Annotated in this window: 22 protein-coding genes and 1 tRNA gene; 15 read left to right on the forward strand and 8 right to left on the reverse strand. The window is 34.8% G+C overall.

Features of this window, described 5'->3' with window-relative positions; translation table 11 throughout:
- Nucleotides 1-70 precede the first annotated feature (70 nt).
- The 5 genes from AC4BBX_RS12385 (at nt 71) to AC4BBX_RS12405 (ending at nt 3,671) form a co-directional block, all read left to right on the forward strand.
- Nucleotides 71-496, forward strand: coding sequence for a MarR family winged helix-turn-helix transcriptional regulator (locus AC4BBX_RS12385; protein ID WP_490454122.1), 426 nt, complete (start codon nt 71-73; stop codon nt 494-496).
- A gap of 70 nt (nt 497-566) precedes the next feature.
- Nucleotides 567-1,562 carry a ring-cleaving dioxygenase gene (locus AC4BBX_RS12390; RefSeq protein ID WP_490455814.1) on the forward strand — a complete coding sequence of 332 codons (996 nt, stop codon included), beginning with the start codon at nt 567-569 and terminating at the stop codon, nt 1,560-1,562.
- Entirely contained in the window at nt 1,549-2,439 is an 891-nt protein-coding gene (locus tag AC4BBX_RS12395; RefSeq protein WP_490454123.1) for a VOC family protein, read from the forward strand. The genes AC4BBX_RS12390 and AC4BBX_RS12395 overlap by 14 nt, the downstream gene beginning before the upstream one ends.
- A gap of 13 nt (nt 2,440-2,452) precedes the next feature.
- Nucleotides 2,453-3,064 (forward strand): flavin reductase family protein, encoded by a 612-nt coding sequence (locus AC4BBX_RS12400; protein ID WP_490454124.1) that lies wholly within the window; start codon nt 2,453-2,455, stop codon nt 3,062-3,064.
- Nucleotides 3,065-3,074: 10 nt separating this feature from the next.
- Nucleotides 3,075-3,671 carry an alpha/beta hydrolase gene (locus tag AC4BBX_RS12405; RefSeq protein WP_490454125.1) on the forward strand — a complete coding sequence of 199 codons (597 nt, stop codon included), beginning with the start codon at nt 3,075-3,077 and terminating at the stop codon, nt 3,669-3,671.
- Nucleotides 3,672-3,816: 145 nt separating this feature from the next.
- On the opposite strand, the gene AC4BBX_RS12410 is transcribed toward AC4BBX_RS12405, so the two are convergent.
- On the reverse strand, nt 3,817-4,302 hold the full coding sequence (locus AC4BBX_RS12410; RefSeq protein WP_490454126.1) for a GNAT family N-acetyltransferase: 486 nt from the start codon (nt 4,300-4,302) through the stop codon (nt 3,817-3,819).
- Between the two features lie 235 nt (nt 4,303-4,537).
- On the opposite strand from AC4BBX_RS12410, the gene AC4BBX_RS12415 reads away from it, so the two are divergent.
- Nucleotides 4,538-4,611 (forward strand) — tRNA-Asn (locus AC4BBX_RS12415).
- A 49-nt stretch (nt 4,612-4,660) separates the two neighbouring features.
- Here the strand turns inward: AC4BBX_RS12415 and AC4BBX_RS12420 are convergent.
- The 5 genes from AC4BBX_RS12420 to AC4BBX_RS12440 are packed head-to-tail and all read right to left on the reverse strand — an operon-like array spanning nt 4,661 to nt 8,322.
- Nucleotides 4,661-5,425, reverse strand: a complete 765-nt coding sequence (locus tag AC4BBX_RS12420) for an ABC transporter permease (RefSeq protein WP_490454127.1) — start codon at nt 5,423-5,425, stop codon at nt 4,661-4,663.
- Entirely contained in the window at nt 5,422-6,339 is a 918-nt protein-coding gene (locus AC4BBX_RS12425) for an ABC transporter ATP-binding protein (RefSeq protein ID WP_490454128.1), read from the reverse strand. The genes AC4BBX_RS12420 and AC4BBX_RS12425 overlap by 4 nt, the downstream gene beginning before the upstream one ends.
- Nucleotides 6,339-6,548: a PLD nuclease N-terminal domain-containing protein gene (locus AC4BBX_RS12430; RefSeq protein ID WP_490454129.1), complete on the reverse strand. Its 210-nt coding sequence runs from the start codon at nt 6,546-6,548 to the stop codon at nt 6,339-6,341. Before AC4BBX_RS12430 ends, AC4BBX_RS12425 begins: the two co-directional genes overlap by 1 nt.
- 14 nt (nt 6,549-6,562) lie before the next feature.
- On the reverse strand, nt 6,563-7,939 hold the full coding sequence (locus tag AC4BBX_RS12435; protein WP_490454130.1) for a PH domain-containing protein: 1,377 nt from the start codon (nt 7,937-7,939) through the stop codon (nt 6,563-6,565).
- Nucleotides 7,936-8,322 (reverse strand): GntR family transcriptional regulator, encoded by a 387-nt coding sequence (locus AC4BBX_RS12440; RefSeq protein ID WP_490454131.1) that lies wholly within the window; start codon nt 8,320-8,322, stop codon nt 7,936-7,938. Before AC4BBX_RS12440 ends, AC4BBX_RS12435 begins: the two co-directional genes overlap by 4 nt.
- A 132-nt stretch (nt 8,323-8,454) precedes the next feature.
- On the opposite strand from AC4BBX_RS12440, the gene AC4BBX_RS12445 reads away from it, so the two are divergent.
- The 5 genes from AC4BBX_RS12445 (at nt 8,455) to AC4BBX_RS12465 (ending at nt 14,146) form a co-directional block, all read left to right on the forward strand.
- The gene (locus AC4BBX_RS12445; protein ID WP_490454132.1) at nt 8,455-9,486 is read left to right on the forward strand and encodes an acyltransferase family protein; all 1,032 of its coding nucleotides are present in this window, start codon (nt 8,455-8,457) and stop codon (nt 9,484-9,486) included.
- Nucleotides 9,487-9,719: 233 nt separating this feature from the next.
- Complete coding sequence (locus tag AC4BBX_RS12450) at nt 9,720-11,048, forward strand: C1 family peptidase (protein ID WP_490454133.1); 1,329 nt, start codon at nt 9,720-9,722, stop codon at nt 11,046-11,048.
- A gap of 179 nt (nt 11,049-11,227) precedes the next feature.
- Entirely contained in the window at nt 11,228-11,629 is a 402-nt protein-coding gene (locus AC4BBX_RS12455) for a GNAT family N-acetyltransferase (protein WP_490454134.1), read from the forward strand.
- A gap of 218 nt (nt 11,630-11,847) precedes the next feature.
- Nucleotides 11,848-13,239: an L-cystine transporter gene (locus tag AC4BBX_RS12460; RefSeq protein WP_490454135.1), complete on the forward strand. Its 1,392-nt coding sequence runs from the start codon at nt 11,848-11,850 to the stop codon at nt 13,237-13,239.
- A 172-nt stretch (nt 13,240-13,411) separates the two neighbouring features.
- Complete coding sequence (locus AC4BBX_RS12465) at nt 13,412-14,146, forward strand: acyl-ACP thioesterase domain-containing protein (RefSeq protein WP_490454136.1); 735 nt, start codon at nt 13,412-13,414, stop codon at nt 14,144-14,146.
- 78 nt (nt 14,147-14,224) lie between these two features.
- On the opposite strand, the gene AC4BBX_RS12470 is transcribed toward AC4BBX_RS12465, so the two are convergent.
- Nucleotides 14,225-15,193, reverse strand: coding sequence for an asparaginase (locus tag AC4BBX_RS12470; protein WP_490454137.1), 969 nt, complete (start codon nt 15,191-15,193; stop codon nt 14,225-14,227).
- A 153-nt stretch (nt 15,194-15,346) separates the two neighbouring features.
- On the opposite strand from AC4BBX_RS12470, the gene AC4BBX_RS12475 reads away from it, so the two are divergent.
- Genes AC4BBX_RS12475 through AC4BBX_RS12485 form a run of 3 tightly spaced genes read left to right on the forward strand, consistent with a single transcriptional unit; the run spans nt 15,347 to nt 17,561 of the window.
- Nucleotides 15,347-16,177 carry a DUF72 domain-containing protein gene (locus tag AC4BBX_RS12475; RefSeq protein WP_490454138.1) on the forward strand — a complete coding sequence of 277 codons (831 nt, stop codon included), beginning with the start codon at nt 15,347-15,349 and terminating at the stop codon, nt 16,175-16,177.
- A gap of 27 nt (nt 16,178-16,204) precedes the next feature.
- The gene (locus AC4BBX_RS12480) at nt 16,205-17,041 is read left to right on the forward strand and encodes a Cof-type HAD-IIB family hydrolase (RefSeq protein ID WP_490454139.1); all 837 of its coding nucleotides are present in this window, start codon (nt 16,205-16,207) and stop codon (nt 17,039-17,041) included.
- Nucleotides 17,042-17,057: 16 nt separating this feature from the next.
- Nucleotides 17,058-17,561, forward strand: coding sequence for a pyrophosphohydrolase domain-containing protein (locus AC4BBX_RS12485; protein WP_490454140.1), 504 nt, complete (start codon nt 17,058-17,060; stop codon nt 17,559-17,561).
- A 53-nt stretch (nt 17,562-17,614) separates the two neighbouring features.
- Here the strand turns inward: AC4BBX_RS12485 and AC4BBX_RS12490 are convergent, their stop codons facing one another.
- Entirely contained in the window at nt 17,615-18,964 is a 1,350-nt protein-coding gene (locus AC4BBX_RS12490; RefSeq protein WP_490454141.1) for an aspartate kinase, read from the reverse strand.
- Between the two features lie 376 nt (nt 18,965-19,340).
- Here AC4BBX_RS12490 and AC4BBX_RS12495 point away from each other — a divergent pair, with 376 nt between their 5' ends.
- Nucleotides 19,341-21,062, forward strand: coding sequence for a septation ring formation regulator EzrA (locus AC4BBX_RS12495; RefSeq protein ID WP_490454142.1), 1,722 nt, complete (start codon nt 19,341-19,343; stop codon nt 21,060-21,062).
- The last annotated feature ends 87 nt before the right edge of the window (nt 21,063-21,149 follow it).

Here is a 21,149-nt window from a genome sequence, read left to right on the forward strand (position 1 = left end):
CACCTATTTATTGACAAAAAGTAAGTGATTTGATATATTTATTTCGAAATCGAAATAAAGGAGGAGGACCATGACAAGATCTGAAGAAGCCTTAAAAACATTTGTTGGGATTAAACGGACAAATGACCGTTTGAATAAAGCTGTAAAAGTGGATGTTAAAAATTATGGTCTAAACGTTAATGAATTTACCGTTTTGGAAGTTTTATTTCACAGAGGTAAACTACAAGTGCAGCAAATTAAAGAACTTATTTTGATTGCGAATAGTAGCACAACCTATATTATTGATAAACTGTGTCAAAAAGAGTTGGTCAAAAGAGTTCAGGATAAGGTTGATCGACGTATTACTTATGTTGATTTGACGGATGAAGGATATCAGTTAATGAAAGAAAGTTTTCCAAAACATGAACGGACGATTTTAAGCCTATTTGATAGGCTTGATGACGAAGAACTTGTTGAAATGAAAAGACTATTGAAAAAAATGAATGGTCACACATAAAAAGTATAGTTCTATACTTCAATTATATTTCGAATTCGAAATATATAAAAATATTATAAAAAAGAAGGTAATTATTATGTCAAATTTATTAGGGATTCATCATGTTACAGCAATAACAGATAGTGCAGAACGAAACTATCAGTTTTTTACAGAAATATTGGGAATGCGTTTAGTTAAAAAAACGGTCAATCAAGATGATATTCATACTTACCATACTTTTTTTGCAGATGATGAAGGAAATGCGGGAACGGATATGACTTTTTTCGATTTTCCTCAAATTCCTAAAGGTTCTAAGGGAACAAATTCAATTAGTCGAGTAGGTTTACGTGTACCTAGCGACGAGGCACTTGAATATTATGTAGGGAGATTTGAAAAATATGGTGTAAAACATGAAGGTATTCAAGAACTCTTTGATACTAAAGTAAAAGTTTTACCCTTCGAAGAAAGTGACGGGCAATACTATCAACTATTTTCAGATGAAAATAATCAAGGGATAGAAGGGGGGATTCCTTGGAAAGAAGGTCCTGTACCTGCTAAATACGCTATTTATGGTTTAGGACCAATCGAAATAACTGTAAGCTACTATAATGATTTCAAACAAGTATTAACAAATGTATACGATATGAAACAAATAGTAAATAAAGAAAGTTATGCTATTTTTGAAGTTGGAAAAGGTGGGCATGGAGGTCAAGTCATTTTAAGAAACGATCAAAAGAGTAGACAGGCGCTTGAAGGTTATGGTCAGGTTCATCACGTATCTTTTAGAGTAAAAGATCAGAATGCTTTAAACGAATGGTTTACAAAATACCAAAAGATGGGGTTACCTAACTCGGGTTTAGTCGATCGATTCTATTTTGGCGCTTTATATGCTCGGATTGGACATATTTTAATTGAACTATCAACGGATGGACCGGGTTTCATGCAAGACGAACCATACGATTCTCTAGGTGAAACTTTGTCTTTACCACCAAAGTTAGAACCACAGCGTGAAATTATTGAAAGTCAAGTTCGTCCATTCAATACGGTTTGGGACAAAGAAAAGAGGAATAAAGATGGAAATTATTAAACGTATTCATCATATCAGTGCGATTGTTGGAAAAGCACAAGAAAATTTAAATTTCTACCGAGATATTTTAGGCTTAAAACTAGTTAAGAAAACAATTAACTTTGATGATCCAGGAGTATATCACTTATATTTTGCTAACCGCGCCCTTGATGATGGAACGATTATGACGTTTTTTCCATGGGAAAATCATAATAAAGGACAAAAAGGTAGTGGTCAGGTAGGTCGTATTGCTTTTAGTATCCCTAAAGGAACCATAAACTATTGGAAAACTAGATTAATCGACCATAACATTCACTATTCAGAAAGTCAGTTATTCGCAAATAAAACGTTGGAATTCCAAGACGTGCATTCATTAGACTTAGCATTAGTGGAAAGCAATCAAAATTCAAATTCACAGGATATTTTAGGTTTTTATGGTGTAGTTTTAAATTCGAATAAACCATTGGAAACAATCAAGCTATTGTCAGAACACATGGGACTGAGGAAGGTTACTGAAGATGACAAGTACGTTGTGTTAGAAACTATTGGAAAAGAGCAACATCGTGTGATTATTCCCAAGGTTTCAACTTATCCCGGCCGTTTTGGAATAGGGACGGTTCATCATATTGCTTGGTCAGTTCCAACAAAAGAGAAACTTATAGAATGGCAAGATTACTTTATGAATCATAACTATGGTGTAACAGAAGTCAAGGATCGTAAATATTTCAAGTCTATCTACATGCCCGAGTCTGGCAACATTATTTTTGAATTTGCCACAGATGGTCCAGGTTTTGATGTGGATGAATCTAGAGAATCCGTAGGTGAAAAACTGATGCTACCAGAAGAATATGAAACTAGCCGAAAAGAACTAGAAAAGATATTACCGAAGCTCGATTAGGAGAGAATGAGACATGTTATCATACAAAGCAAGTGAATTAACTCAAAAGGAAATGTACAAATTATTAATTGGCTCAGTTATTCCAAGACCCGTTTTAATGCTAAGTACCTTATCAGAAAATAATCAGATAAATTTAGCACCCTTTAGCTTTTTTAATATCGTATCCTATAATCCACCGTTGTTGATGGTATCCATACAGCGGAAAAATGGTGAAAAAAAAGATACCGCTAGAAACATTTTAAACATGGGAGAAGCGGTTGGCCATATTGTGGATGAACAAACTGTACAAGCTGTCAACATAACAGCTGCGTCTTTCAAATATGGTGAAAGTGAATTAACTGCGAGTGGTTTAACAGCTGTTGAGAGTCTTGTGGTTCAACCGCCAGGGATTAAAGAAAGTAAAATCCGTTACGAATTATCCCTGTATCAACATATCCCCATTAAAGATGATGATACAAAGATGATTGCAGATTTATTTTTACTCAGAGTCGAATATATTCATATCAATGAATCAGTTAATCAAGACACCTATGTATTACCAGAGAAATTAAATCCGGTGAGTCGATTAGCTGGGAATGATTATGCTAGCCTAGGGAATATTTTTACTATAGAAAGACCAAAGTAGGAGGGATATTATGAATCATATTTTTTTAGAAGGTCATCAGCGAAATAAAACAATCATCTTGTTACACGGAACAGGGGGAAATGAACAGAGCCTGCTTCCTATAGCAGAGTATCTAGACACAGGCTATAATATTTTGAGTATTCGTGGAACTGTGAATGAAAATGGGGCGCTACGATACTTTAAGCGTAAATCAGAAGGAATTTATGATGTTGAAAATTTAGAAGAGAATGCGAGAAAGTTAGTTGGATTCATCAAAGAGGCAAGCAAGGAATATGAATTTAGTTTATCTGAAGTTGTTTTTGTAGGTTTTTCAAATGGTACCAATATGGCAACACATATTCTTTTACACCCTGATTACCAATTTACTAAAGGTGTTCTGATGGCTCCACTCTATCCTTTCGAAATCGATAAAAATCAAGACTTATCTGACATGAAACTGTTTGTTTCTATGGGAAAGCAAGATCCAATTGTCCCAATGGTAGAAAATGAAAAATTCCTGCTTCTCTTAAAAGAAATGAATATAGATGTAACCGTCACTTGGGTAAAGGGTCATGAAATAACAGAAACAGTTTTGAACAAGGCAAAAGAATGGTTTGAAACACTCTAATAAAAAAGTTTTGAAATATTACAAAACTGATTCAAAGAACTACGACATAAGTGGTTTAATAGTAAAATATTAGAAGGATAGAGAATTGACGAAAATCTTTCTTTGTTCAGATATTTTTGTCTTTTTACTTATGTCGCAGTTCCTTTTATACTTCAATATAAAAGGGGTGAATGTCTTCATAACTACCATTTTTTAAGCGGAATCCTTTTGGAATAGTTCCTAATTGAGTAAAACCTAATTTTTTATATAAATGAATGGCCCCGTGATTTGAAGCAACCACTGCATTAAATTGCAACAGGCTAAAGCCATGTAGACGGGCTTGTCGGATCGAATCTATTACTAGCTTCTCGCCAATTTTTTTACCTCTTTGATTGGCAGCAACGGCATAAGACGAATTGCCAATATGACCACAGCGACCAATATTATTTGGATGAAGGATGTACAAACCAAGAATATCTTGTTCTTCTTCAGCTACGGCAGTGTAACTTTGTTCTGCAAAATATTTACCTGCACTTTCCACGGTCAAGAATTCTTCTTGAGGAAAAGCAACACCATCTTCCACAATGCGATTCCAAATCTGACACATTGCTGGTAAATCAGTTGTTTGATAGTCACGTATATTAATTGTCATAAAATCCCTCCTTGATTGAATAGCAAAATAGTTCTCTATTATCATAACTAATTTGATTAAAAAATTCGAGTGGAGTTTTTAATTTTAGATGAAACTAAAAAACGGTGATAAAACGGGATAAATTTTATCTTTCGAATGACTATGATTCATCTTCAAATTCCATAAAAAATAACAATAAAAACTAAAAAAAGTGCTTGATTCACTGATGAAAAATTGCTATTATACATATAGTTATTCCGGCATAGCTCAGTTGGTAGTAGCGCATGACTGTTAATCATGATGTCGTAGGTTCGAGTCCTACTGCCGGAGTTAAAATCCCCATCTTCTTTAATTGAAGATGGGGATTTTTTATGTGATATTAAATTTGTTTCTTATTGAAAATAAGAATAGCTAAAAGATTGAAAATAACTAGTAGCAACAAACTAATCCCAATTGCGATTAAAAGATCAGAAGGTTCGACTGTTCCAACGAGTAAATCCATATTTTTTGTTGCTAATGATAAAGGATTAAACTTTTCTAACTTAGGTAGAATATTTAATAATAGCCCTAGGATAAAGGCTCCTCCAACAATGATTAAACTCCCATAAATGGTGTTGGTGAGGGTGGAAGCAAAAAGTAAAATTGAAATTAATAAGAGGGCGAATAACCAAATACATAAAACAGAAAAAAATAAATGATTGACAGCATCCGTTGGAAATAAATAGCTATTATAAGCCCAAGTAATAAGGAATGAGAGGCTTAGACTCATTGTCCAAATCAATGCAACAGCAGTAAACTTTGCAAGAATGACCGCTTTACGGGACAGACCTTTTGTCAGAACATTAATAAGCGTTCCTTTAGCAAGTTCAGAAATTAAGACACCACTAAAAATTAATAGAGTTATGATAATGCCCATTTGATTGATATTTTTGAAGAATTGTCCCCAAGAATCAAAGGCTGTGGGATCAGGAATGGTTACTTGATCCCCAAGCGGAAGAAAGGATTCGACAAGTGTGGGTGTTAGTTTCGCCACTAAAGGATTCATCACACCAAACAAAGCAAAAATCAGAAGCATAATCCATAACTTAAAGGTTCGTAGACTTTCAAGTAATTCTTTTTTTAAAAAGGCATAGTAGTGTCTCATTGAACCACCTCCGTAAATAAATGCTCTAAAGAAGTCTCGATTTTTTCAAATTTTAAAGGAACGATTTGTTGCTCAGACAATAGTTTTACCAAAAAAAGTCCGTCTTGTTGTGTATTCTCAAAGCGAATGGTTAAGGTATTTTTATTTCGGACTATCTCTGAAGGAAAAGCGGCTAATTTTTTGGATTGCACAAATCGACTTAATTGTGACTCATTGGCAAATTCAATAGAAAAGCTATTACTATTGTTTCGGGCTTTAATTTCTGAAAGAGGACCTTGTAGGACTAATTTTCCTTTGTGTAAAAAAGCGACATAATCACAAACTCTTTCAACGTCTGAAAGAATATGAGTAGAAAAAATGACGGTTGTCTTTCCCTTAATTGCCAACAAGATATCGAGAATTTCTTTTCTTCCGATTGGATCAAGTGCGGAAGTAGGCTCGTCACAAATCAATAATTTTGGTTCGTTAAGTAGAGCTTGAGCGATTCCTAATCGTTGTTTCATTCCACGGGAAAAGGATTTTATTTTTCGTTCTTCATTTTTTAGTCCGACTAAGTTTAACAAGTCTTCGCTTTTTGAAAGAGTCTCAGTCCTGGATAAGCCTGTGATTTCCCCACATAATAACAAATATTCTTTTGGTGTCATGTAGTCATAAAACTCAGGAACATCGGGTAGATAGCCAATAGAACGGTTTGTCTTAGTTTCGCCGTAAGTGACTTCTTCTCCGCAGATTGAAATGCGACCACTGTCAGCTTTTAATAAGCCTAATATCAATCTCATTGTCGTGGTTTTCCCAGCACCATTTTGTCCAACAAAACCAAAAATCGCATGTTCGGGAACTTTCATGTCCAAGTTTTTCAAAATGGCTTGATTCCCAAATTGTTTCGTCAGTTGTTTGATTTCTAGAATATTCACTAACTGTCACCTCTCCCAAAGGCAAAATAAATGACAGGTCCGACAATTTGAAAAAGTAAGACAATGACAATCCACATCGGTTTTGTTCCAAAACGATAGTTAGGATTTTTTAAAACATGCAAGAGAGCAGTAATAGCGAGTATTAATTGTAAAATAATCAAAGGAATTAAAAAGGGTAAATATTCTTTGAGGATTTGTAAATCGTTCATGGTAAGCACCAACCTTATTCTAGTTTTTTAGTGAGTTCTTCATAAGTAGCTATTGTTTTTGCCGAATTTTTATTTGTGTAGTAATAGTCTCTTTCCTTTGTCCGAATAAAAAGAATCGGCTGGGAGTGGTAGTCAACATACAGATTTGCTGGTCGACCCTCTACAGTAAAATGTCCTGTCGCGTAGTTATCGGTAGCTGTACCAAAGTTTCGTTGTCGATTTGCTGAAAGTTCATCTACAAGTGTTACTTCTCTGATATTTTCTAAGTCAATAGTGACGGTTCTAGTAAATGGAGCAGAAATCGTTACCGTGGTTTCTGTCTGATTCAGTTGAAAAGCATTATCGGAAAAATCGTAAAGATAAAAAGGAATTAAGGTTGCCAATAATACACCGAAAAGTAAAATAGCCGTCAGTCCAGCTAAAATTTTTCCGATAGGTCTTCCAAGATTGATTCCCATATTCAAACCAATTCGATCGGGAATAAAAAAACGAGTATCATTAGGATTAATGTAAAAGCCAAAGCGCCAGTATTCGTCGTCTCCGTAATAACGATAACCTGTGGCAGTTTTTAATAACTCATCTTGTTTGATTCTTAAAGAATATAGATACCAAAAAGTAAAAATCAGATATCCAGTGAGCAGAACAAAAATGATGCCTGTTAAAATCGTTTCAAGCAAAACGGATTGTAATAAGCTCATCGTTGGAATAAAAAGGATTGGCAGAATGAACCAACCAATTGTAATCATCATAAAGGACCAATGATGTTTTGTTAGATCATTCGCTTTCTGATTGATTTCTCGATTATTTGTCATTGGTCGAACAGGTAATTTACTCACAAAATACCAACCACCAATCGAAAATGCCAAAGTCAAGCCACTGACGAGAAATAAAATGAGTCCACCTTCGATAGGGGTAAAATAAAGAACAAAACTACTACCAAGTAACCAAAATAGGGTGGGTGGAAGGAACCACCAAGCAGACACGATTTTTTTATTTTTTTGCATAACTAATTTTGTATCAACTAATACGGGCTGGATGGTCATTCCCCAACTATTTTTAGCAAGTAAATCACGCATTTTACGAATATACTTAATTTCAGTCAGAAACATAGTTAGTGTGGAGGTGAGGAGGAAAAACCAAAAAGCACTCATAATTAGTGAATCGTAATTTAGAAAGATGATTCCTAGAGTTAGTACACTAAAAATTCCAGCAATTCCAAACATTGTATGGCTGTATTTTTGAGAAAGACTTAAAATTTCAGGTTGTTGTAAATATTCTTTTTCAATAGTATTTTCTAAAATGACTTGTTTATTGGGTTTTCCAGCTAAACTTAAAGTAAACGCTTGAATAAAATAAACAAAAAACAATAAAATAATAAAAACAATTTTCATTCTTCTCGTCCTTTCGAATAGTGGGTCAGATACTTGTCAACATCTTGTAATATTTCTTCTTTGGATTGATTGTGTAAAAAGCCTTCTGCTAATAATAAAGCAAGTTGATGTTGATAATTTTTTTCAGCAGTGTGATCAAAAGTTGTTTGTTGTGCCACAATCGTGCCATTTCGTCGATCCGTAATTAAGTAGCCTTCATCTTTTAGTAGATTGTAGGCTTTAGAAATAGTCATTGGATTTACGCCTAATTCTTCGGCTAACAAACGAACAGAGGGGAGTAACTCTCCCGCAGTTATCTGATTTTGTGCAATCGCCAAAACAATTTGATCACGAAGTTGTTTATAAATAGGTTCAGAACCTAAAGAATCAATTTCAAAAATCATTGTATTCACCTCTTTGTATTGCATGATATAATACAAATAATATAAAATCAAGAAATGTTAATTTGTTTTATCATATTGTTACTAGTTTGAAATAGTTCTTCTGTATAATATAAGAGAGAGGAGTTGGTCAAGATGAAACAAAAATTTCGTGATCCTTATTTTGATAATGCGAAATTTCTTTTAATGGTTTTTGTCGTATTTGGACATCTACTACAACCTTTTATTGAACAGTCAGCATGGAGTAAAAATCTCTATTTTTCTATCTATACTTTTCATATGCCAGCTTTTATTTTAATATCGGGATATTTTGCAAAATCATTCGACTATAAAAAAGCTGATCAAGTCCGGATGAGTTTTCAAAAATTTATTTTACCTTACCTTTTTTTCCAATGGATATATACCTTCTTCTATTTGCTAACAGGAGCTAGAGAAAGTTTTTCTTTTCAACTACATATCCCAAATTGGTCCTTGTGGTTTTTGATTAGTTCGTTTTTCTGGCAAATCACTTTGTACTTTTTCCAGAAAGTACCTCCAAAAGTAGGAATAAGTATGAGTATATTATTGAGTTTACTAGTGGGCTACATTCCATTTCTTAACAGAGAATTGACTTTGCAAAGAACTTTTGTCTTTTTACCTTTCTTTGTAATCGGTTATTATTTAAAACCGGAAGAAGTTGAGAAATTTAGACAATGGCAATATAAAAAATTCTTAGGTTTGGGTTTTCTAGTTATTTATGCCGTGATTCAAATGGTTGATATTTGGGATAAATATATGTTCTTTGGTTCCAAACCCTACGAAGATTTTTTAAACTTTCCAGAATGGGGAGGATTCGTTCGGATTGTCACCTTTGTATTAGCTTGGGTGGGAATTCTCGCTTTCTTTGCTTTGGTACCGGCTAAGCACAAACCTTATACAGAGAATGGACGCTATACCTTAGTTGCTTATCTTTTACATGGCTTTATTGTTCAAGGTTTACGTGGTTTAAATGTTCAAAGTCTTCCTTTTAATGCTTCGACAGCAATCATTGTTTTAGTTGGTAGCATTGTCTTAACCTTCGTTCTATCCAGCGAACCAGTAGGGGAATTGTACGCAAGTATTGAGCAAACCTTGCTGGGCTATAATCATAAACCTAAAAAGAAAATTACCCTTCATAATCAAAATTAGTCTATTAAAATTTCCTTGTTGTGTGAGATCGCTCAGCTCTTACATGATAAGGAATTTTTTTCTTCCATTTCTGTCCTTCTTGGGATAAAGGAAACAGACAAAATCAAGTATTCCTCTAACTTCAACTGGATAAAGTCAAGAACCAAACACAATTTGCTTATAAGTAAGAACGGTTGTTTTTCAATAAAGGTAGGAGTACAATATTAACTAGATGATTAAAGGGAGATGTTTAGATGTCTGAAATTACTAAGGAAATGACTGCGAAATATGCAGCCGATTTTAAAGACAACAACAAACAAACAGCATTACAACGTGCTGTAGTCAAGAATGGTATTCGAGCTTCTGCGGAAAATATCAGTGCGAAGGTCAATAATGTACCTGTGTTTTCAGTAGACATAAAAACTGGAAAGGTATCTAACCAAAAACAATCTGGTCGTTGCTGGATGTTCGCTGCTTTAAATACATTCCGTCATAGAATGTTGAATCAATTTGATTTAAAAGAATTTGAGTTATCTCAAAACTATACTTTTTTCTGGGATAAATATGAAAAAGCAAATTACTTTTACGAAAACATTTTAGCTACAGCTGATCAAGACTTAACTAGTCGTAAAGTCGCGTTTCTTTTACAAGTTCCCCAACAAGATGGTGGACAATGGGATATGATTGTATCGATTTTCCAAAAATATGGAGTCGTACCGAAATCAGTGATGCCTGAAAGTAATAACTCTTCTAGTTCACGTGAATTAAATACTTACTTAAATAAAAAGTTGAGAAAAGATGCTTCTGTTTTGCGTCAATTAGTTGCAGAAGAAAAATCAGCTGAAGAAATTCAAGCAGTAAAAGCAGAAATGTTACAAGATGTGTATAACTTCCTGGCAATTTCTTTAGGTACTCCACCAGAAGCGTTTGATTTTGAATACCGTGATGAAAATCAAGAGTATCACTTAGACCGTGAGTTGACTCCACAAAGCTTCTTTGAAAAATACGTAGGAGTGAATCTAGATGATTATGTAAGTATTATTAATGCTCCAACTACTGACAAACCATACAACAAATCTTATACGGTTGAAATGTTAGGAAATGTTGTTGGCGGAAAAGAAGTCAAATACCTAAATCTAGACATGGATAGCTTTAAAAAATTAGCCATTGCTCAATTAGAACAAGGTGAATCTGTTTGGTTCGGTTGTGATGTCGGTCAATCTTCTACTAGAGATTCTGGTATTATGGCTTTAGATGCTTATGATGTGGACGACTTATTTGATGTTGAATTTGAAATGTCCAAAGCAGACCGTTTAGATTACGGTGAAAGCTTAATGACACATGCGATGGTTCTAACAGGTGTGGATTTAATTGATGGCGAACCAACCAAATGGAAAGTTGAAAACAGTTGGGGAGAAAAAGTTGGCGAAAAAGGGTTCTTTGTTGCTAGTGATGCTTGGATGGACGAATTTACTTATCAAATCGTTGTCCGCAAAGACTTACTAACTGCAGATCAATTAGCTGCCTTTGATGCAGCACCAACCGTTTTAAAACCTTGGGACCCAATGGGAGCCTTGGCTTAAGATTGATAGATCAACATTTTTAACTCGTCATAGATGAATATGAATAAAACTGGCAAAAAAATGCCATTTTCGAAGGGATAAAAAGCTTTACGCGATAGTTTTTTATCCCTTTTTATGTACCTAAAAAGAATTTGTGTTTTGTTGTTAAATAAGATTTGATTTTTAAGGAGGAGTATTAAATGGAAAAAACAACAATTTTACCTAACACGGAAGAATATTTACAATTAAGACAAGCAGCAGGTTTGTCTTTGCGAGACGAAGCTTATGTTGAACAAGCCTTGGAAAATAGTATTTATGGAGTATTTTTAAGAGAAAAAGATCAGTTAGTAGGGATGGGAAGAATTATTGGTGATGGTGGGACAGCCTATCAAATTGTCGATATTGCTGTTTCTCCGGAGTATCAAGGGCAAGGATTAGGCAAAATCATAATGGATGAGTTACATACGTATATTGAACAAAGTATTCCTAAAAAAGCGTATATCAGCTTAATCGCTGATGGAAATGCCAAATTTTTATATAAAAAATTCAATTTTATTGAAACTGCACCCGATTCAGTAGGAATGTACTATCGTAGAAATTAGAAAAATCTCATATGAAATAAAAGTCATGTATTAGACAGAAAAAATAACCTTCGATATAATAAATATGTCACTAATGAAAATTTCGCACGCATTTTCATTAGAGTGCACTGTTGAAGAATGGTCACTAGGAACCTTTCATTCCGTTGACGGACTTGTCATTACAGGTGATCTTTATTTTCTGAGATGGCCGTAAATCATAATTTTTAGGAGGAAAGATAATGACAACTCTGCTCACAGTACTTGTCTTAGCTATTTTTGTAGCAATTTTATTTGTTTTTTACCGACTACAACAAAAGCATATTAAATTCTCAACAAGAGTGTTTGCTGCTTTATTTGTCGGAATTGTTTTTGGAGGAATTTTACAATTAATTTTTGGTAATGATCATGCCGTGGTACTTCAATCCTTAGATTGGATTAAGGTTGTGGGAAATGGTTATGTATCACTATTACAAATGCTGATTATGCCATTAGTTTTTGTTTCGATTGTCAGTGCGTTTACTCGTATGAAAGAAAGTGGCAAAATTGGAAAAATCAGTTTTACCGTAATAGCCACGTTATTAGTAACTACTGCGATTTCTGCTTTAGTTGGAATTGGCATGGTTATGCTCTTTAATTTAGATGGAGCGACCTTTACAGAAGGAGCAGCAGAAACTGCTCGTATTGCTGAGCTGGTAGAACGCCAGGCTCAAGTGGAGAACTTATCTATTCCGCAACAAATTTTGTCATTTATTCCACGCAATGTCTTCGCTGATTTAGCAGGAACTCGCGCAACAAGTACGATTGGTGTAGTTATTTTTTCTGCTTTTGTTGGAGTGGCCTACTTAGGCATTAAACGAAAAGCACCAAAAGAAGCGGAATTTTTCTATAACTTAATGGAAAGCTTGTATAAAATTGTCATGCGAATTGTGACATTGGTCTTGCGTTTAACTCCTTATGGGGTATTTGCTTTAATGACGAATGTTTTAGCAACCAGTGATTTCCAAGCAATTCTTAATTTAGGTGTATTCATTCTAGCGTCATATGCGGCTTTAATTTTAGTATTAATTGTGCATTCGTTAGTTTTAGTTGGTGTAAAAGTCAATCCACTTACGTATTTCAAAAAAGCTTTTCCAGCTTTAAGTTTCGCTTTTACTTCTCGTTCAAGTGCGGGAACCTTGCCATTGAACATTGAAACTCAACGTAAAGCATTAGGTGTGGACGATACCACAGCAAATTTTGCAGGAAGCTTCGGTATTTCAATTGGTCAAAATGGTTGTGCTGGTGTTTATCCAGCCATGCTTGCTACGATGGTTGCACCAACAGTCGGTATTAATGTTTTTGATTGGCAATTTATATTGATGCTTGTTGCCATAGTAACTATCAGTTCTTTTGGTGTAGCTGGTGTTGGTGGAGGAGCGACATTTGCTTCTTTAATTGTTTTAGGAGCGATGAATTTACCAGTTGCTATCGTTGGTTTAGTCATTTCAGTTGAACCTTTGATTGACATGGCTAGAACTTTAGTAAATGTCAGTGACAGTATGGTAGCTGGTGTGGTGACTAGTCATCGAATCAATGAACTGAATCGGGAGACCTTAAATAATCCTGAAGCAGTAGTAAGCGAACGAGAATAATTAAATACGGAGTGCGTGTGCTCCGCTTTGGACTTATAATGAAGTCTGTGATATCCAAGCAATGTAGAAGAAAGACTTCAGATAGTCAATTTCTATATTGCTTGGATTTTTTTAGTAGAAGTTGGTTTTAAAAATTTTTGTTATACTAAAAGAAGAATAGGAGGAATAGAATTTGGCTACAAAATATACAGCACCTCATGAAGTAAGCTATTATGAATGTGATGTCAACGGTACAATGACCATGTCATCTATGATTGCAATTGCGATTAAAGTATCGGAAGATCAAAGCGATCAATTAAATAGAGGAACGGATTTTGTTCGTTCATTTGGTTTGACTTGGATTGTGACAAATTATCAATTTTTTATTGAGCGTTTACCTAAAGTTGGCGAAAAAATTTATATTTCTACTCAAGCACAAGAGTATAATAAATATTTTTGTTACCGGAATTTTTGGTTAACCACAGAAGAGGGAGAAGAACTTGTTCGAATCGAAACCATCTTTGTATTAATGAATATCGAAACGAGAAAAATGAGTAGCGTGCCCGAAGAAATTATAACTCCATATGAAAGTCAGAAAGTGAAAAAAATCAAACGCTATCCTAAGATTGAGAAAGTTTCTGATGGAGAAAGTCTACCGTTTCGAGTTCGTTTCTATGATATTGACAGTAATCAACACGTCAATAATTCTGTTTATTTTAACTGGATTTTAGATGTATTAGGTTATGACTTTTTGACGAACCATACGCCAAGTTATCTACATATTCGTTTTGATAAGGAAGTAGAGTATGGTAATGAAGTGGAGAGCCATTTTGAAGTTAAAAAAGCAGAGACAATTCGTAGTCTGCACGAAATTCGTATAGGGGAGCAAACTTACTGCGAAGCTAATATAGAGTGGCGAGAAAAATAATGAAAAATATCCAAACTGTCTAGTAAGAAATACTCTTCTAAACGGTCTGGATATTTATTATTATTAGGATATTCGAATTTAATTCTCCATAAAATAAATAAATTCTTCTGATGTGAGTTGGCGATTTTTGGCGATTAATAATTTAATTCGTGCTTTTTGACTGTTGATACTATTGCAAAAGATAATGCCCATTTCTTTTAACTCAGCACCGCCACCTAAATAATCATAGACAGGTTCTGCAATTCCGTTAAAGCAACGAGAAACGAGAGCGACTGGAATCTTTTTTTCTAGCATTTTTTGAATAGGTGGTAATGTTTCAGGTGGCAGATTTCCAGCACCTAAAGCCTCAATCACCAAGCCATCAATATCTGAGGATAATAAGCCTTCAAACAGTTCGCCATGCATTCCGGCATAAGCTTTCACAATCGGAATCAATCCATCGACGCTGTCTACATCCCAATGTGGTGTTTCTAATAGTTCTTGCATAAATAAAATGCGTGTTTTACTGACTAAACCGATGGGACCTAAAGTGGGTGTACGGAAAGTTGCCACATTGGTTGTATGGGTTTTAGTGACATAACGAGCAGAATGAATTTCATCATTCATAACCACTAAAACACCTTTACCAAGGGCATCTCCGCAGGCAGCAACACGAATAGCACTTTCGAAGTTGTATAAGCCATCGCTACCTAATTCATTACTAGAACGCATGGCACCAGTAATCACAATCGGAAGTAAATTGCCGATTGTCGTATCTAAAAAGAAAGCTGTTTCCTCTAAAGTATCCGTTCCATGGGTAATCACGATACTATGGATACCAGCTAATTTTGCTAATTGAATCCGTTCTTTGATTTGTAACATATGCTCTGGTGTAATATGAGGACTAGGAATATTAAAAATATCCTCTACTAATAGCTCCACGTCTTCAGGAATGTCCACGACAGCATCCATTAAAGGGTTCGCTACATCTGGACTCACGCCACCAGTTAAAGAATCTTCTTTCATGGCAATGGTTCCACCAGTATGAAGAACGAGTATTTTTTTCATAAAATTAACCTCATTTCTGCCAATATGCAAATTCAGTGTAGCGTAAAAACTCAAAAAAAGAAACAATATTTATTTTAACTTTTAAAAATTGGAATGTTGCGAAAATGACAGAGACTCATTATAATTATTCTGTATTGAAAAGTAGGTGTGTCAATGATTCGAATCGGATGTACAAGCTTTAAAGAACATATTTATTTAACTGGGAAAAAATCAGCCTCACTTTATGAGTATGCTGGTCATATGCCTTTAGTCGAATTAGATACGGGCTTTTATAATATCCCTTCCCAATCCAATGTGGAAAGTTGGTTGGCTCAAGTACCTAAAGATTTTAAGTTTATTGTCAAAGTACAGAAGGTTTTTACCAAGCATCAAGAACTAGAAGCAGGACAGTCGATTATTGAAATGGCTTCCATGTTGAGAAATAATTTACGACCAATGATAGAAGAGAATAAATTGTTATGTTTGTTAGCTCAGTTTTCTTCTTCTTTTAAATGTACAAGAGAAAATGTTGACTATTTACGCATGCTGCGAAAATTATTAAAAGATTTGCCAGTTGCCATTGAGTTACGAGATCGCTCATGGTATGACGAAAAATTTTTAAAAAATACCCGTCAATTTATGAAAGACCATCAATTTTCGTTAGTAATTGTGGATCAACCAAAAAAACTAACGACTACGGTACCACTAGATCCTTATGTAACGAATGAAGATTTTACCTTTTTCCGTTTTCATGGAAGAAATGATATCGGTTGGACTGCAACTGGTCCAGATGCCCAAAAGGTTCGCACAAATTATTGCTACAATGATAAAGAATTATTAGAATTACAACAAGCAGTTGAAGCCGTGCAGAGTAAAACCAAAGAGATAGCCATTATTTTTAATAATAACGCGGGCGGAGATGCCGCAGCGAATGCGATGCAGTTTAAAAAGCGTTTAGATATTGACTTCGATGATTTAAATCCTAGTCAATTAGGACTCTTTTAAAAATGAGAAAAAAAGGCAGGTGAACCAATGATTAAAGCTATTTTCTTTGATATTGATGGTACCTTACTGAGCAGTAATGGTAGAATTTTAGAAAGCACAAAACGAGCAATTCAAAAAGCTCAACAAAAGGGCATCCTCTGTGGTGTTTCCACAGGACGTGGACCAGAAAGTATTCGTGAAATTGTAGAAGAGTTAAATTTAGATATGTTTGTGACTTATAACGGCCAACTTGTCTATACTAAAACAAAAACTTTGTATGCACGACCTTTTGATCAAACTGTTTTACAAAAAATTATTGATTACGCCAATGACAATTCTCGTCAGATGATGTTAGGCAGTAGAACTCATATGGAAGGTAGTTTGACGATGAGAATTGGACAATCACGCTTTGTTCGGAGAATGATTCGTTTTGTACCTAGACACTTCCCTATTCGTTGGATGAAATTAGTGTTACAAAGATATAGCCCAAATCGTCGTTCCCACAGATATTCTCAATTAAAAATTGTGAATGAACCGATCTATCAGTGTGTAATGTTAAGTGGTGAATACGAATTAGATAAATTACAAAATAGGTTACCAGAATGTGATTTTCAACGTTCTAATCCTTACACAATTGATATTGTTCCTAAAGGTGGATCTAAATTACAAGGTATTCGTTTTTTCCTTGCTCATAAAGAAATTGACTTATCTGAAACCATGGCATTTGGCGATCATCTAAATGATATAGAGATGCTTCAAGGTGTGGGTGTCGGTGTATGTATGGGAAATGGCATGTTAGAGACACAGGAAGTTGCTGATTTTGTTACTGCAAGTAATGATGATGATGGAATTGAAAAAGCATTGCTTCATTATCAACTTATTTAAGCAAGGAGACTTAGTTATGAAACCATATGAAATGACGGAAGAATTTCATCGCACCTTTGATCCTAGAAGACCCAAAGAACCCACGGCTTTTACCAAAGAAGATGTCTTACACCGAGCAGGATTTAAAGTAGAGGAATTGGTTGAATTTGTTTATTCGATTAGTGAAAATAACCCGCAATTATTTGAAACAGCCGTTGATTCCTTACATCAATCTTTGGACCAAGCCAAAGCAAAAGTTCTAGCTAAGGGAAATTCTGTGACAGATCCATTAGTTGAACAAGTGGATGCCTTAATTGATTTATTATATTTTACCTATGGTTCATTTTCACTACTAGGAGTTGATCCTGAACCGATTATAGAAATTGTCCATCAAGCAAATATGGGAAAACTTTTTCCAGATGGTAAACCTCATTATGATCCAGAAACAGGCAAAGTGCTAAAACCTGATAATTGGGAACAAGACTTTGCACCAGAGGGTAAAATTAAAGAAGAGCTAGACAGACAAAAAAATCAAAGATAAAAAAAAGTCGCTGACCGGAGAGTGTGGTTTCTCCAGTCAGCGATTTTTTGTGTTTATTCAAAGAAAGTATAGTAAAGTGTTCGAATGGCATCTTGTTCACGTTCTTTGTGAATGCCAAACATGATACTGACTTCAGAAGAGCCTTGGTTAATCATTTCAATATTGATACGTTTTCGGGCTAAGGCTGCAGCGCTTTCAGCCATACTTCCGACACGATGCTTCATGCCTTCACCTACGACTACAATCATGGACAAGTCATGAGTAATTCTTAGTTCATCAGGATCAATTTCATAGGCGATTTTTCGCAAAAGTTCTTCTTCCAGTTCAGGATTTAATTGATTTGCTCGAAGAATGATCGAAATATCGTCAATTCCTGATGGCATATGTTCGTAGTTAAGATTGAAATCTCTCAGAATTTCTAAGACACGTAAGGTGAAACCGACTTCTCTATTCATCAAATATTTGCTGATATAAATCATGCTAAAACCTTCATCACTAGCAATTCCCACTACAGGATTCTCACGATTGTCTCGTTCTGTTGTAATCAAAGTTCCAGGATGAGAAGGATTATTCGTATTTTTAATCACTACCGGAATTTTCGCTCGGTAAGAAGGCATCAAAGCTTCTTCATGAAAGACACTAAATCCAGCATAAGCCAACTCACGCATTTCACGATAGGTGACTTCTGGCATGGATTCAGGATGATGGATATATCCTGGATTAGCAACAAAAATACCATCAACGTCTGTGAAATTCTCATATAAATCGACTTTTAAACCAGCAGCGACAATCGCACCTGAGATATCTGAGCCACCACGAGAAAACGTACAAACCTCACCTTGCTCTGTATAACCAAAGAAACCGGGAATTACCAGAATCTCTTCACTATTGCGCCATTGATAAATATTTTTATAGGATTTCATTAGAATTCGAGCATTCTGTGGTTCATCAGAAACAACCATACCTAGATCTCTTGGATTGACATAACGTGCTTTAAGACCTTCTGCTTGTAAAATACCAGCAATCAATTTAGCATTATTGTCTTCACCACTAGCAAGGACCGTATCATAAAAATGTGGGTTATTTTCAAAAGGAATATCTAATAAACTTTGTAAGTCTTTATGAATTTGTCTCAGAATACCATTGTCTACTTTGTAAGGAGCTCCAATTTCTTGGTAGCGTTCAACGATTTGGTCAATAATTGGTGTTACTTCTTGATTGGCTAAACGACCTTGATATAGTGCGACAAGCAAGTCGGTAACCTTAATATCTTGTGAATTACGCTTTCCTGGAGCAGACACGACAACAAAACGCCGTGCTGGATCTGCTTTGATAATATTGACAACTTTTCTAACCTGGGCAGAAGATGCCAACGAGCTCCCCCCGAATTTTGCTACTTTCATTTCCCTGTACTCCTTTTTATTCATCCAACCCTTAAAACTTGTTTTAAGTTATTATTTGCAAAGAGTGATGAAAATTACATGTATAGTTTTTATAAGAATACAGTTTGACCGATAAGAAATCAAGCCTTTTAATTAAAAACAAATGAGTAAAAATGAAAATAAAGGGAGTTTTTATGCATTTTTTCCAAAAGGTAAAAAGCAATCAAAAAAAGTCTTATTTTTTTGAGAGTAATTAGTGATTGATTTTTTTGTTTATGCTATAATTTAACGTAGATGTCTTTTGGCTAGAAATATAGATTTTTTTGATATAGATATGCCGGTTTTGTTAGTAAATACAAACGGCAAGTGGAACTTGGAAAATTGGAGGAACTTTAAAATGGAGAGTAGAGTAATTATTGGAATAGTCATTGCCATTGTCGTGGTAGCGGCGATCTTATATGGAATCAGCTTTTTCATGCGTAGAAAAAATCAAGAAAAATTAAACTCATTAGAAAAGAGAAAAGAAAATTTATTTGATTTGCCTGTTATTGAAGAAGTCGATGAAGTGAAAAAGATGCACCTTGTGGGACAAAGTCAAAATACCTTTAGAGAATGGAATCAACGATGGACAGATATTTCCACTAGTTCTTTCGCAGAATTAGAAAGTCAAATTTTTGAAGTTGAGAGCTTAAATGAAACTTTCCGATTTTTCAAAGCAAAAAGTGCGATTACTGAAGCTGAAACAACTATGCAAGACATGGAAGATTCAGTTGCGGATATTCGTAATGGATTAAAAGAACTTCGTGAAAGCGAAGAACGCAACTCCTTACAAGTTCAACAAGCTTTGGATGTTTATGAAGAATTAAAACAAACATTAAAAGATAATGATGAAAGTTTTGGACCTGCTTATCCAGAATTACAAAAACAAATTCGTAATATTGAAATTGAGTTCACTCAATTTGTTACCTTAAATACTTCTGGAGACCCAGTAGAGGCTCGTGAAGTATTAGAAACAGCGGAACAACACACGTATGAAGTAGAAGATTTAATGAAACGTATCCCAGTTGTTTATGAAGAGTTGAAGAGTACTTTCCCAGCTCAAATTAAAGAAATTGAAGATGGTTATAAAAAATTAAAAGAAGCTAAGTACGTATTCCCTGATGATGATATGGATACTCGTATTCAAAAAGTTTCTCGTCGTGTTGAAAATTCTTTAGGTGATTTAGCCAAAGCTGAAGTAGCGACTGTTGAAGTTGCTAACCGTGATACTGCAAGTGAAATTGATTCCTTGTATACAGTCATGGAAAAAGAAATTGACGCACGTAAATATGTGAGAAAAAATCGCAAAATTATTGAAGATTATCTAGGTCATGCTACTAAGAACAATCGTCAATTATTAATTGAAATTGATCATACTGCTCAAAGTTATGCATTGAACCATAATGAATTAGGTCGAGTACGTGGTTTCCAAACAGAAATCGAAGAAATTACTCGTCGTAACAATACCTATACTCCTCAAATGGACGAACTTGAAGTAGCTTATACAGAAGTACAAGCCTTCTACAAAGATGCCTTCAAAATTTTGGATGACGTTGAAAGCCAACAAGTTGAAATTGACAATGGCTTACGTGAACTAAGAAAAGGCGAGCAAGTTGCACAAGAAAAAGTTGAGAGCTTCGAATTCAAATTACGTAACTTAAAACGTTTTGTTGAAAAACAACGCTTACCTGGATTACCTGGTGAATATTTAGAATTCTTCTTTATGGCAACAGATCGAGTGGAAGAGTTAAATAAAGCTTTAAACAAAATCCGCATTGACATGGAAGAAGTTAATAAATTAACTGCCATCAGCGAAGAAGATATTGAAATGTTAGAACAACGCACCAATGATTTAGTGGATGCTGCAGCTTTGACTGAACAAATGATGCAATATGCTAATCGTTACCGTCACTCTCATTCAGAAGTGAAAGCATCGATTGACCGTGCATTACTTCTATTCACACAAGAATACCGTTATCAAGATGCACTAGATGAAATTGGAACTTCTTTAGAACGAGTGGAACCAGGTGCTTTCAGACGTTTAGAAGATTTCTACTTCAAAAATAGAGACTTAGTATAATTGAGAATGAACCGTTTTTGATCGTTGATCAGATACGGTTTTTTATTTGAGAAAAATAGGGTTAAATATGCGGAAAATGATTTATCT

The sequence above is a fragment of the Enterococcus sp. AMC1157 genome, assembly GCF_058216555.1.

Excerpts from the sequence above, each read along its gene's own strand:
- AC4BBX_RS12385 (WP_490454122.1), top strand. The coding sequence starts at position 71 with ATGACAAGATCTGAAGAAGCCTTAAAAACATTTGTTGGGATTAAACGG.
- AC4BBX_RS12395 (WP_490454123.1), top strand. The coding sequence starts at position 1,549 with ATGGAAATTATTAAACGTATTCATCATATCAGTGCGATTGTTGGAAAA.
- AC4BBX_RS12400 (WP_490454124.1), top strand. The coding sequence starts at position 2,453 with ATGTTATCATACAAAGCAAGTGAATTAACTCAAAAGGAAATGTACAAA.
- AC4BBX_RS12405 (WP_490454125.1), top strand. The coding sequence starts at position 3,075 with ATGAATCATATTTTTTTAGAAGGTCATCAGCGAAATAAAACAATCATC.
- AC4BBX_RS12410 (WP_490454126.1), bottom strand. The coding sequence starts at position 4,302 with ATGACAATTAATATACGTGACTATCAAACAACTGATTTACCAGCAATG.
- AC4BBX_RS12420 (WP_490454127.1), bottom strand. The coding sequence starts at position 5,425 with ATGAGACACTACTATGCCTTTTTAAAAAAAGAATTACTTGAAAGTCTA.
- AC4BBX_RS12430 (WP_490454129.1), bottom strand. The coding sequence starts at position 6,548 with ATGAACGATTTACAAATCCTCAAAGAATATTTACCCTTTTTAATTCCT.
- AC4BBX_RS12435 (WP_490454130.1), bottom strand. The coding sequence starts at position 7,939 with ATGAAAATTGTTTTTATTATTTTATTGTTTTTTGTTTATTTTATTCAA.
- AC4BBX_RS12440 (WP_490454131.1), bottom strand. The coding sequence starts at position 8,322 with ATGATTTTTGAAATTGATTCTTTAGGTTCTGAACCTATTTATAAACAA.
- AC4BBX_RS12445 (WP_490454132.1), top strand. The coding sequence starts at position 8,455 with ATGAAACAAAAATTTCGTGATCCTTATTTTGATAATGCGAAATTTCTT.
- AC4BBX_RS12450 (WP_490454133.1), top strand. The coding sequence starts at position 9,720 with ATGTCTGAAATTACTAAGGAAATGACTGCGAAATATGCAGCCGATTTT.
- AC4BBX_RS12455 (WP_490454134.1), top strand. The coding sequence starts at position 11,228 with ATGGAAAAAACAACAATTTTACCTAACACGGAAGAATATTTACAATTA.
- AC4BBX_RS12460 (WP_490454135.1), top strand. The coding sequence starts at position 11,848 with ATGACAACTCTGCTCACAGTACTTGTCTTAGCTATTTTTGTAGCAATT.
- AC4BBX_RS12470 (WP_490454137.1), bottom strand. The coding sequence starts at position 15,193 with ATGAAAAAAATACTCGTTCTTCATACTGGTGGAACCATTGCCATGAAA.
- AC4BBX_RS12475 (WP_490454138.1), top strand. The coding sequence starts at position 15,347 with ATGATTCGAATCGGATGTACAAGCTTTAAAGAACATATTTATTTAACT.
- AC4BBX_RS12480 (WP_490454139.1), top strand. The coding sequence starts at position 16,205 with ATGATTAAAGCTATTTTCTTTGATATTGATGGTACCTTACTGAGCAGT.
- AC4BBX_RS12485 (WP_490454140.1), top strand. The coding sequence starts at position 17,058 with ATGAAACCATATGAAATGACGGAAGAATTTCATCGCACCTTTGATCCT.
- AC4BBX_RS12490 (WP_490454141.1), bottom strand. The coding sequence starts at position 18,964 with ATGAAAGTAGCAAAATTCGGGGGGAGCTCGTTGGCATCTTCTGCCCAG.
- AC4BBX_RS12495 (WP_490454142.1), top strand. The coding sequence starts at position 19,341 with ATGGAGAGTAGAGTAATTATTGGAATAGTCATTGCCATTGTCGTGGTA.